This window comes from Aureimonas glaciei (assembly GCF_014643375.1).
GTDB lineage: Bacteria > Pseudomonadota > Alphaproteobacteria > Rhizobiales > Rhizobiaceae > Plantimonas > Plantimonas glaciei.
Genome location: NZ_BMJJ01000009.1, coordinates 61,320 through 73,091, shown reverse-complemented (window position 1 = coordinate 73,091; position 11,772 = coordinate 61,320). Strand labels below are relative to the sequence as shown.

Annotated in this window: 10 protein-coding genes; 7 read left to right on the top strand and 3 right to left on the bottom strand. The window is 62.8% G+C overall.

Annotated features, from left to right (window positions below; all coding sequences use genetic code 11):
• Positions 1-423 precede the first annotated feature (423 nt).
• The 3 genes from IEX88_RS17735 (at position 424) to IEX88_RS27080 (ending at position 3,013) form a co-directional block, all read left to right on the top strand.
• The gene (locus tag IEX88_RS17735) at positions 424-1,149 is read left to right on the top strand and encodes a phosphatase PAP2 family protein (protein WP_188853226.1); all 726 of its coding nucleotides are present in this window, start codon (positions 424-426) and stop codon (positions 1,147-1,149) included.
• Between the two features lie 267 nt (positions 1,150-1,416).
• On the top strand, positions 1,417-2,031 hold the full coding sequence (locus IEX88_RS17730) for a hypothetical protein (protein ID WP_188853224.1): 615 nt from the start codon (positions 1,417-1,419) through the stop codon (positions 2,029-2,031).
• A 121-nt stretch (positions 2,032-2,152) separates the two neighbouring features.
• Complete coding sequence (locus IEX88_RS27080) at positions 2,153-3,013, top strand: sensor domain-containing diguanylate cyclase (protein WP_188853222.1); 861 nt, start codon at positions 2,153-2,155, stop codon at positions 3,011-3,013.
• Positions 3,014-3,482: 469 nt separating this feature from the next.
• Here IEX88_RS27080 and IEX88_RS17720 read toward each other — a convergent pair whose 3' ends face one another.
• Together IEX88_RS17720 and IEX88_RS17715 are read right to left on the bottom strand one after the other, a co-directional pair.
• Positions 3,483-3,872 (bottom strand): septal ring lytic transglycosylase RlpA family protein, encoded by a 390-nt coding sequence (locus IEX88_RS17720; RefSeq protein ID WP_244640299.1) that lies wholly within the window; start codon positions 3,870-3,872, stop codon positions 3,483-3,485.
• Positions 3,873-4,852: 980 nt separating this feature from the next.
• Entirely contained in the window at positions 4,853-5,455 is a 603-nt protein-coding gene (locus IEX88_RS17715) for a hypothetical protein (protein WP_244640298.1), read from the bottom strand.
• Positions 5,456-5,912: 457 nt separating this feature from the next.
• On the opposite strand from IEX88_RS17715, the gene IEX88_RS17710 reads away from it, so the two are divergent.
• Positions 5,913-6,980, top strand: coding sequence for an aldo/keto reductase (locus IEX88_RS17710; protein WP_188853213.1), 1,068 nt, complete (start codon positions 5,913-5,915; stop codon positions 6,978-6,980).
• 1,103 nt (positions 6,981-8,083) lie between these two features.
• Here the strand turns inward: IEX88_RS17710 and IEX88_RS17705 are convergent.
• On the bottom strand, positions 8,084-8,302 hold the full coding sequence (locus tag IEX88_RS17705; protein WP_188853210.1) for a DUF1127 domain-containing protein: 219 nt from the start codon (positions 8,300-8,302) through the stop codon (positions 8,084-8,086).
• 147 nt (positions 8,303-8,449) lie between these two features.
• Here IEX88_RS17705 and IEX88_RS17700 point away from each other — a divergent pair, with 147 nt between their 5' ends.
• The 3 genes from IEX88_RS17700 (at position 8,450) to IEX88_RS17690 (ending at position 11,745) form a co-directional block, all read left to right on the top strand.
• Positions 8,450-9,187, top strand: a complete 738-nt coding sequence (locus IEX88_RS17700; RefSeq protein ID WP_244640296.1) for an AraC family transcriptional regulator — start codon at positions 8,450-8,452, stop codon at positions 9,185-9,187.
• Between the two features lie 343 nt (positions 9,188-9,530).
• Positions 9,531-10,316 (top strand): winged helix-turn-helix domain-containing protein, encoded by a 786-nt coding sequence (locus IEX88_RS17695; RefSeq protein WP_244640295.1) that lies wholly within the window; start codon positions 9,531-9,533, stop codon positions 10,314-10,316.
• Between the two features lie 226 nt (positions 10,317-10,542).
• Positions 10,543-11,745 (top strand): acyl-CoA dehydrogenase family protein, encoded by a 1,203-nt coding sequence (locus IEX88_RS17690; protein WP_188853207.1) that lies wholly within the window; start codon positions 10,543-10,545, stop codon positions 11,743-11,745.
• Positions 11,746-11,772: the final 27 nt, after the last annotated feature.

Sequence of the window (11,772 nt, the reverse complement as noted above, 5' to 3'; positions counted from 1 at the left end):
GCCCGGGCGCTCCGAGATCAAGTCGCCCGGAGGCAATGATGTCGCTTGCCCTTTCGAGCGCCGCCGGCCTCCGAATTTCCTGTCACCCAGCGCTGGCGCGGTCAATCTCTCGATTCCGGTCCAAGGCGCGTTCGCGGCCTGCTGTCGTCGGAGATCTCGGCGCGGTCGGCGGAGGGACGCGGCGACCGAGCAGGCGTCGGCAGTATGCCGATGACCGCGGGCCGGATCTGGCGGGTGACGCCACCCGGAATTCTCAAAGCAGTCGCAATATGAGCCCTCCGGCGTGATGGCGGCGAGGGGTCGCCACGCGCGAGCCAAGCTGACGAGCACCGACGCGGGTCAACTCCGACGGCTTCGTCGAACCCTTGGCAGGGTTCGAAATCTGCAAGTTTTCTGCAAGCTGGCCAGCGCATGCGCCGGGCCATGAGCGCATCCCTATCCCACGCCGTTTCATCCAGCGCGAAATCGGACCGTCTGATTATCGCGTTCCTCATCGCCATTTGGCTCACCAGCATGGTTTTCTGGTTCGCTCCAGAGATCGATTTGATCGTGAGCGGCTGGTTCTTCAGCCCCGGCGACGGCTTCGTCTCGTCCAGCGATTCGAACCTGCAATGGCTTCGCGGAAGTTCTCCCTGGGCCCTGGCCGGGGTTATTTTGATGATCTTCGGCCGAACGCTCTGGGATGCCCTCCATGGCGGCCTGGCCTGGTCACGGATGCGGACGCCGGTCTGGCTGCTGGCCGGACTGGCGCTCGGTCCCGGCCTGATCGTGAACGGCCTGTTGAAGGCGCACTGGGGCCGACCCCGCCCCGTCCATGTGGACGTCTTTGGAGGGGACGCCGTCCACCAACTGGTCTGGGTCATCAGCGATGGGTGCGATCGCAACTGTTCGTTCGTGAGCGGAGAGGCTTCCTCGTCGGCCTGGCTCGTCGCCGCAGCCCTCGTCACCCCTCCGCCCATCAGGCTGGCGGCAACAGCCGCGACTGTCGTCTACGCCGGAGCGTTGTCGCTGAACCGGATCGCCTTCGGCGGACATTTCCTATCCGACGTCGTCCTCGCCTGGCTGATCTGCGGGCTCGTCTTTGCCATCCTCTATCGTCTGCTGCCGGACGCTGATTATTCTTTTCGCTCGGGCGGCAACGCTCTCTAGCAAAGCCGCGTGCGGGTTCGGGCCGATCTGCCGATCCCCGTCGACGCACCACGACCATACCGCTCGCTCAGCGGGCGCGTCTCGCATGCTGAACGCGCATCGTTTCGAGACGCCTGCGAAGGGCCCGAAGGCGGAGGGCGGGTTTCGCTGATCCCCGGTTCGGAGGCGGACGATCGAGATCCGCCCGATCTTTTCGTCTCGCGCACAACTGGTGTAATTTCCGACGAGAGTGGGCGCACGCCAGCCGCAGACAATCGTGGATACGACATGGGCCTCTTTTCGTGGATCTTCGGTCAAGCGCCTGAAAATCGCGGATCGATGACAGGCATGCGCGCGAAAGAGGATGTCCAAGCTCTTCCTGACGCATTTCCGACCGTGGAGGATCTGGAAGAGCGGTTTCGTCGCTCCGGCATGTTTCGGGAGGACCTGATCGAGCGCTTCGCTTTAGGAGCGGCGCAGTTCCTTCGAAATGGCCTGAGCTACAACCAGGTCGTCGAGGCCCTCGTGCGATCGGGAGAGCCACTCCCCCTGGAGCAAGTCAGGGCGCTCGGCTTTCCCTCCAAATATGTGGTCGGCCGGGATTTCCACGATGGGCTCGTCGTGAAAGACCTCGCTGCCGCACGGGGTCGCCTCGAGGACCTGGTCGAGCTGACCGCCGCCCGGGCGGCTCAGCTCCACGCGTTGAGGCGCTACGAGGAGGCGAACGTGCGGCATGTCAGGTTGGTGTCACTCGGTGCTGCGAAAGAGACGCCTTTGGAACGCCGGTTCAACAACCGGAAGATCAGCATTGCCGAGGCTGTCGACCTGGTCCTGTCCAAAGGGGAGCAAATCCGGCGAAGCACGTTCTCCGCCGTCATTGTTCCAGGCGAACAGTCGGTGTGAGATCCAGCCGCAATGGATGTCGATATCCTTGCCCAGCTACGTAATCCTGTCCGTCGCAGACGCAATGTTAACCAGCTCTTGAGGGTGTGTCGCTCACCGTAAATCCCCTTGGAGGCCGTAAATGCTCAGTGTTGAAATAAATCTGATCGGAGTACCGGCCTTTGTCGTCAACGTCAGCGCACGGGGGGAGTTTCGGCTTGCAGCGATCAACCACGCAGAGGAACTGGCAATCGGCAAAACCGCTGCCGAAGTGGTTGGTCGTCCGCTAACGGAGTGCCTTCCAAAAACCGTCGTGGCTCATGTGACCGCGCGCTTCTCAGAGTGCGTCGGGAAGAGGGCGGTGCATTCGTATGACGAAATGCTCGATATTCCTGGCAAAGCACAATGGTGGCGCACCACGCTCACCCCGGTAATCGATCCCCAATCTGGCGATGTTACGCAGCTGGTTGGTATTGCCGTCGAAATTACGGAACGCAAAAAGACCGAGGACGATCTCCTTGTGAAGGCGTTCCAGGACCCGTTGACCAGCCTGGCCAATCGCGCCCGCTTCGAGCTCGATATCGAGGACTGCATGGCGGAGGCCGTTTACACGAGGCGCGGGTTTGGGATCGCCGTTATCGACCTGGATGGCTTCAAGCCGATCAACGATCGATATGGACACCGCCGCGGCGACGACGTTCTTCGGCATGTCGCCTCTCTGTTGAAACTGACGGCGCGCGAGAATGAGACTGTCGCTCGTATTGGCGGAGACGAATTTGCCATGCGCGTCACCGCCGCCACCGAGACCGAGTTAAACGGCAAGGTGGAGGCCTTGAGACGATTTGTGGATCGCGCCCTCAGCATGTCGGACATCGGGGTGCAGGTCGGGGCCAGCATCGGGTCAGCGATGTGGACCGGCGGTATCTCGTTTGGCGAACTCTTCGACATCGCCGACGCGGACATGTACCGACGGAAAGCCGTGAGAAAGTCCTTGGCCGCGTGATGACGGTCAGTCACGGCGCGACGGTGGAGGGTGCTCGATACGCAAAGGGCGGACGCTTCACGGCAGACGTGAAAACCAGTCCGCGTAAGGCGTGTTCAAAGCCATGCGCCGATTGTAGTCCGGTGCACCGTCTTGCCACCAAACCGGCCCGCGCTCCCCCAATGCCACCTTTGCATCGTCAACGCGGCGGCGCGCCGCTGCGATCGCAGCCGGATCACCTTTTCCATCGCGGACTGCACGACGGGCCGCCATCAGTTCGCTGACGAGAGTGCCTTGAGTCTCGGCACTGAGGCTGGGGTTGGATTTCCGCCACAGACGCCCCCGAACCACACAGTATCTGCCGTCCGGCGTCTGCGGATAAAGGGGGCCTGACACAGTCACTACCCTTGCGATTTTGGCGCGGTCGCTGGCGGCAGGCCGTTACCTGCGCCGCAGTCCGCATTGCCTCGCGGAAAGCCGAAGGCTCGCGTCAGGCGAGGACCTCGATTTTTACCCTGCCGACCCCCGAGCCGATGATCCCGATCTTACTCGCCGCCCCGCGGGAGAGATCGAGCACGCGGTTGCCGTGGAACGGTCCTCGATCGTTGATGCGCACGGTCACCGACTTGCCGGATGTTTTGCACGTCACGCGCACTTTGGTGCCGAAGGGCAATGTGCGGTGCGCAGCGGTCAGCGCGTTCTGATTGAACCGCTCCCCGTTGGCCGTCTTGCGGCCATGGAAGCCTGGGCCATACCAGGAAGCGGGGCCGGAAATTGTCCTGACGGTCGCGGGTTCTGCGTTAGCCGATGTCACGGCACTGCCGGAAAAGGTGGAGAGACAGAGGGCAAGAGCGGCAGCGGACATCGGCAGTAGCTTCATCGGGTGGGGCACTTCCATTGTTGAGGGAGGCCGTTCATCACCGTGACGCGTGTTCTCAATGTGGATGGCAGCTGGTCGGAATAAGGTCATTTCTGGATCGCGGAACCAAATTCAACGCCGCACAACGTGCGTGAAGGGCCCGGGTTCTGGGAGTGTCAGCCGCAGATCGCGCTGCCTTAATGTCCGTGCGGAACACAGGCCGCCTGCGTTGCGCCAGGCGCGAAATTTCAGTGAGCATCGACCGAGCAGACGAGGCAGTTGCGGATTTCGGTGCACATGCGCTCGCTGATCAGCTCGATCGTGCCGTCGGGCTCCAGCTTGAAGTTCAATGCGACATCGGCTGGTCAGGAAGGTCACGCGAATAGTGTCGTCCTGCCTGCAGGAGAAGAGCACGGCCGTGAGCGTGAGCGCGGTACCATTGTTAACGCGGAACCGCACGGGACCGGTATCGGGCCGCACGCTGTCGGTAAAAGAGGAGACTGCCTCCGGTGCCTCGCGAAGGGCCGCATGCGCGCGGCGGCAGCGCGTTCGGCTCAGATCATATCGCTCTGCATCATAGGTGCGCTCGAACAGATCTCGCGGCCCAGTGCTTTCGCCCGGCGGCAGCCATGAAAAGCCGTCGATGGACGTGCGCCAGGTTTGCTCAACGGGACTGCCGTCGCGATGAAAACCCTGGCATTCCACCAGCGCGTTATTGCATGGGCGTTCCAATGGCGTCGTCCGCCAGTCCATCACGAGTTCTTGGACACCGGATAAGTCGATGTTCCGGACTTTCTCATCACAGAAACTCGATAGAACCATCAGAGGCATAGGCCGCTACTGGCTGCTGATCGCGGAGAAACATGGCGGAGATGGCCGATCGCACAGGAACGCCATGGCCAGTACCGTGATCGGCCGCAAGTGAGCGCGAGGTGAAGTCCAGGTTGGATAGCCACAAGACACGCGGAGGTGGACGCAAATCCAATTTGCAGGCTGGGAGCTCACCGAAGAAATCCTTCTGCGTCGAACTCCCGCCAACCCGCCAGGTCCACGGCCTCTGGATCCCGCTTTGATCGCCGGGCTGTCGGCAGCTTCGGCCCGCTCTTCCCCGATCTTGTCAGAGCTGCTTTTCCCGCACCCTTGCGCCTGTTCTCCGCCGTCTCGGCGGCGTCTGCTTCTCGCCACGCGGTGGGCATGTCCCGATCGAGCACGTCCTCGATGTGGCGCGGGTCGTGGACGTGGAAGGTCACCGCTTTTGCGCGGCCCCGCATCTTGACGGTCTTCGTGCCGGCGCTGAGCAGGCGCCCGTCCTTCGTCCACTTCAGCCGCTCGCGTGGCAGGATCGTCAGAATCTCCTCGGCCTCGCTGGGTAAGACCGGGAGGGTGTCGATGCCAGAGAGGACGGTCTCGATCGTTTCGCAGGCAGCTTGGAAAGCACCCTCCTGATCGTCGGGCATGCGCAGCGTGAAAACCGCGGCATCGGAGGCCAGGTAGGCTCGCACCGGAAACGGCAGGCGCAACCGCACCTCGCGGTCGATGCCCTTGAACCGAACGGACGACCCCATCGCAGCGGCCACAGGGAAAGGCCATTGCGCTTCGCGCACGCTGGTCCCCTCGGGAATCAGAGGACCGCTATCCCTGGCCTTTCCGGGTCTTGCCACTCATCGCTCCTGGAGGAACTCGTTTTCTACAGGAGGACTACACATCCGCTGCCGGAGGGTTCCAGACGTGGAATGTCCGTGAAGAGCCATCCTCAAATGGCCCGGTTCAGTTCGTGCGGCAAAGCGCTTGTCCAAGGCCGAATGCAGCAGACATTGCGTCGGCGGGAAGTGCCCCAAGGAGGCCAAGCTGAAGCCGGCGACCTCCCGTTGCTTGCGGTTCCCGTTTCTGTCCAGATGGCGCACAGGTCCTGTCCTCCCGGACCTCGCGCGGTCCTGGCACGGGGCGAGCGGCAGGACTGAGGCGATGAAAGGATCGAACCCGCGGCGGCCGTTCGCGTTGCCCGCAAAGCTGCAGCGAAGCATCCGCAACCCGAACCGACATCCAGCGAAAGAGTCCGACATGAAATACGCCCCCTTCGGCAATTCCGGCATGATGGTCTCGCCCCTCGTGCTCGGCACCGTCACCTTCGGCGGCACCCACGGCTTCGAAAAGACCGGCAATGTCGGCGTCGAGGAGGCCAAGCGCTTCATCGACATCGCCCGCGACGCCGGCGTCAACGCCATCGACACCGCCAACATCTATTCGAAGGGCGACTCCGAAAAGGTCGTCGGCGAGGCGGTAAAGGGGCGGCGGAACGACCTTTTGATCTTCTCGAAAGTTCGCACCACCATGGGCGAGGGGCCGAACATGGCCGGCGCATCCCGCGCCCACATCCTGGGCCAGATCGACGAGAGCCTGAAGCGGCTTCAGACCGACTGGATCGACCACTACTGGATCCACCAGTGGGACGGCGTCACCCCGGTGGAAGAGACCGTCGCGGTGATGGACGACCTGATCCGCGCCGGCAAGATCCGCTCCTGGGGCGTCTCCAACTATGGCGGCTGGCAGGTGGCCAAGACCGTGCTGACGGCGAAGATGCTCGGCGCGACGCCGCCGGTCGCCCACCAGCTCAACTACACGCCCGAGGCCCGCGAGGCCGAATACGAGATCATCCCGGCCGGCCGTGATCTCGGCGTCGCGACGCAGGTCTGGAGCCCGCTCGGCGAGGGGCTCCTCACCGGCAAGATCGACCGCAAGAACGGCCCGCAGCCGGGCACCCGCCAGGGCAACGACTGGCCGGAGCCGCACATCGTCGACACCGAGCGGCTCTACCGGGTGATCGACGTGCTCAAGGAGGTCTCCGCCGAGGTCGGCCGCAGCGTACCGCAGGTGGTGCTCGCCTGGCTGCGCGAGCGCCCTGGCGTCCACTCGATCGCCCTCGGCGCGCGCAGCGAAGCGCATCTGCGCGACAATCTCGGCTCGATCGAGCTGACGCTTTCGCAGGATCAGGCCAAGCGCATCGAGAAGGCCGGCAGGCCACCGGCGATCGTGCCGCTCTGGCACCGGGCGATGAACGGCATGGACCGGGTGAGCGAGGCCGAGCGGGAGTATCTGGAGGGGTATCGGGAGACGATGGGGCTGAGGTGAAGGCAATGGCGCCTTCGTTCCGTCGAGATTGATCGCACGCTGGCATCCGGGGCGGTGAGCGCCGCTCCGGAAGTAAGCGCCGGGTTAACATCGCGCCCATCCCAGCCAAGGGTTCGAGTTGTAGCTCTCGGATTGTCCAGAAGGGCGTGAGCGGAATGACAGCTATCTTCGTCGGAGCGCCGGAAGTGGAGAGGCAGCTTTCGGCCCGATCGCGTCTTTATCCTCACTGACTTGGCAAAGCCGGAACGCGGGTTGTGAGGCGGCGAATCGCGCCCCTACTGACTCGAACGAAGCCACTTGTGCGCATACCCGCAAAAAGGTCAGTGGCACACGAACCTGGCACGAGTGGACGCATCGGGCACAATCGCCACCATGCGCATCGTGATGGCGGCGTTATTCTCGAATAATTTCGAAAAGTTAAATGGTAGCGGGAGAGGGACTTGAACCCCCGACACGCGGATTGTGATTCCGGCTGGCGACTCCGAGCGACTGCGTGAAATTTGTCGTCGAGGACTAGGGTCTGTCAGCGCTTGGCGGCATCCAAGCGTGCAAGTGCGTTCTCTTGACCGGCCAAGCCAATCACGCGCGGATTTGCACAAGATTATCTAGCGGGTAGTCTGTCCTCAAGGAGGAGCGAGGCGCGGCGGCAAACGAATGACCCATTCTGCCAAATTCGCATTTAGTGTAATTCTCGGTGTATTCGCGCTAAGTGCCATGACATGGATCATATCCAACAAGCTCTTCGAAGTTTCCGACTGCACCCTTTTGGCAATCCGGTGGCAGAATGCCAAGCGACATCGCTTTCCGAACGGTGGGACGGCCGGTAAGTGGCTCGATCTCTACGCTGATCAGTGCGACTATCAACCAACGGCCGAAGACCGTCACATAGCTATATTATACGATTGAACTGTCGCCCACTATACGGCCTATTATCGATTGAGCCAGTCAAAAGCGGCAGCGAGCATAGAATTCCGAGGTAGCTTAGGCAGCAAATGCCACCAACGAACGGCAGGCCTCGACCCAACTCTGCCTCCGCCCGCCTACTGCCCCAACGATCGCCAGCAGACATCCGGCTCATCGACAACTGACAATCAGTGGCCCACCTACTGCCAGAACCTTTTCGCGCATTCGCGCGCGACATCCCCTCGGCAGAGGCCCAGATCGCGGAGGCGCTCGTCATCCAGCTCGGCAAGCACGACGCGCTGCCGCGAGCGCTCGATCCAGAGCAGCATCCGTTGCACGAACGAGTGCGCGGCCCCACGACGGAAAGAGGATCGTTGCGAGGGAAGAGAGGTGCTATCGCGGAGGGTGGTATGGGTCATGGCGATCCCAGCCGGTTCAACGAACGTCGAGGCGTCCCTGCACCATGATCTCTGCCCATTGCCTGTGGCCTGCCACCGCTGGTAGGCTGAATTATTATGCAAGTGGGCCAAAGGCACGATCCGGATATTTCCCCCTCAGATCGGGACGTGGATCGCCCCGTTCTCGTGCTTGGGATCGATTATCCCGATGGGTATGAGGCTACGCCACACCGCCATCGACGCGCGCAATTCCTGTACGGCTCATCCGGCGTCGTCCTGGTTTCCACACCCGATGGCTCCTGGATGATGCCACCCCAGCGCGGTTTATGGATTCCGGCGGGTACGGAGCATGCCGTGACAATGCTGGGTCCGGTCGCGATGTGCAGTCTGTATATCGACGAGGCGGTTTTACCCGGCCAGTTCCACCGCTGCGAAGTCGTGGGCGTTTCGGACCTGCTTCGCAGCCTTCTGATAGCGGCGCCCAGCATCCCCGCGGAGTATGACCGCGATGGCCGCGATGGCGCTCTGATGAACCTGCTGCTTCATGAGTTGCGGGAGCTTTCGCCTCTGCCTCTCTCGCTGCCGCTTCCAAGACACCCGCGCCTCGCCCGAAAGTGCCGGGACTTTCTCGAGAGACCGTCACCCCACGATACGATTAGCGCTTGGAGCGACGAACTGGGGATGAGCCGTCGGACATTCACGCGATTGTTCAAGCAGGAAACCGCATGCAGCTTCGTCGAATGGCGGCAGAAGGCATGCCTCATGTCGGCGCTTCCGCAACTTGCCGAGGGCCACAGCGTGACCAGCATCGCCCTCAATCTCGGCTACGAGAACCCGGCTTCGTTCACATCGATGTTCAAGCGACTCCTGGGTGCCGCGCCAACAGACTACCGCGTGCAACGATAGATCGAGCTCAGCAGTCATATCCTGTCGGCGGCTATTGCAGACTAATTGTCCATGAGAGGACCGTCCGCAATCCCAGGTCAGCCATATCCGAGCGGCCTCCGCCAAGTCCATTTGGTGGCTTTTGCTACCTAATGCCGCGCTTTTCAAAGGCCTCGGGCAAAGCTGTCAGCCCCATACTTGTCGTTGAACGCGTTCAGCAATGAAGGACAAAAGCTCCGCAGCCAGGGAAAAGCCCCGCCGCAGGTGAGCGCGTACAAATGCTCCACGGTTGATGGACGATCGGACACCGGCTGCAGACGAAGAGCCTGCACGATCGGTCGCCCCAGGAACGGAATGATTTGCGATGCAGATGTCCCATGAAGTCTTTCGCATTCCATTGCGAACAGGGTCCGTCCCCAGCGCGCTTGTCGAGCCGCGGCGCAAGCATGTCATTTTAGTGGACGAGGACCGCCACAGCCGCGAGTTCCTGCGCGACTACCTCTCAAGTCATGCGTTCGACGTCAGTCCCGCCAGCGATGCCGCCACTCTGGACCGCCTCCTTGCGTCCCGCCATGTCGATCTCTTCATCGTCGGCCTCCAGCGTGATGGTGATCCTGCGCTCCGGCTGCTGCGGGACCTCCGTATCCGGTCGGCGGCGCCCATCATCGTTACCGGCGATCTGGACGAAGAGGCTGACACTGTTTTGCTGTTGGAACTGGGCGCCGACGACTATCTCGCCAAACCCTTCGGCCTGCGGGAACTGCTGGCCCGAATCCGCGCCAACATCCGCCGCGCCGAACGGCCTGCGACCTTAGGGCCGAGGCCCGACTCTCTGCGTTACGAATTCGGCGGCTGGGAGCTGCACATGCGAAGCCGCCGACTGCTGGCCCCCAGCGGCCTCTCGGTCAGGGTTACGACCGGCGAGTTCAATCTTCTCACCGCTTTTCTGCAGGCTCCGCAACAGGTGCTAAGCCGCGAACGGCTGATCCACGCAAGCCGGATACATGATGAGGAAGTGTTCGACCGGAGCATCGACGTTGTGGTCATGCGCCTGCGCCGGAAGCTTGCCGTTCATATGCCCGGCGCCGTGCTGATCGCCACCGAGCGCGGCGTCGGCTACCTGTTCACACTGCAGGTGCACCTGATCTAGGCCGCTCCACGACCTGCCACCTCGAGCCCGCGTCGCTTGGCGAGCGCGAGCCGCAGGGTCGGCGAAGCCCGCCAGCAATGCGGGCAAGCTTTCCCCGCCTCATCGGGAAAAGCGACCAGCGCCTCCAAAGTCTGGAATTCGAAAGCCCACCCAGGACGATCTTCAGCAGCGACGTGCCGACGAGCAGTCCTCCCGCCATCAGCGTCCATCGTCCAGGAGCATGCAGATGCATCAAGCGACCGCCACCATCAAGGCACCGACCTCCACCTCTGCGGGGCAGGTCCTGCAAGGCACCCTCCTTGGGCCGGCTGTGCTGGGCCGCATCGCGGGCCGTGCCGCGGGCTACGATCGGGAGAACGCCTTTTTCCATGAGGATCTGAAGGAGCTGAAAGCCGCCGGCTATCTCATGGCCAACCTGCCGACCGAGTTCGGCGGGCGGGGCCTGTCCCTGCCGCAGATCCTTCGGGAGCAGGCGACACTCGCCTATCACGCCCCGGCCACCGCGTTGGGGATCAACATGCACCTCTACTGGATCGGCGCCGCTACCCATCTCTGGCGGCGGGGCGATCACAGCACCGATTGGATTCTGGAGGAGGCTCGCCGCGGCAAGGTGTTCGCAGCCGGTCACGGAGAGCCCGGAAACGACCTCGGACTTGCCGGCTCGCTCGTGAAGGCCGAGCCGCTCGGGGACGGATCCTACCGTTTCACGGGACGCAAGATCTTCACATCGCTGTCGCCGGCCTGGGACTGGCTCGGCTTTCACGCGCAGGACGATTCCGATCCGGCGCGGCCGAAGATCGTCCACGCCTTCATCTCGAGGCAGGACCCCGGCTTCCATATCAACGAGACGTGGGACACGCTCGGCGTGCGAGCGACGCGCAGCGACGACACCATCCTCGAGGGCGTTACGGCAAAGGCACCCTTTATCGTCCGCGTCCTGCCTGCCGGGCTACCCTCCGATCCGTTCACCGACGCAATCTTCGCATCGGCAATCCCGCCGATCGCGGCCGTTTACTACGGGATGGCCAAGCGCGCTTTCGACCTTGCTGTGGCCAATGCCCGACATCGGGTATCGCCCGCGCTCGGCGGCAAGACCTACGCCCACAGCACCCACACGCAGTTGGCCGTGGCTCAGGCCGCCATTCAGCTCGACTCGATCTGGGCCCTGCTGGAGCGGGTGGCGGTGGAGTGGGATGCGGGTGTCGATCACGGCCCAGCCTGGCCGGCAAAGCTTCTGGCGGCCAAGCAGCACGCTGTCGATGGTGCCCGGAATGTCGTCGATCTCGCCATGAAGATCGTTGGCGCGTCCTCGCTGCAGAAGAAATTCGAGCTGGAGCGGCTGTATCGCGACGTTCGCTCCGGCCCCTTCCATCCGCCGAGCACGGACGCCACGCACGACGTCATCGGCCAGACCTATCTGGAGCTTTGACAGGTAGCCGCCGTCTGCCGCCTGCTG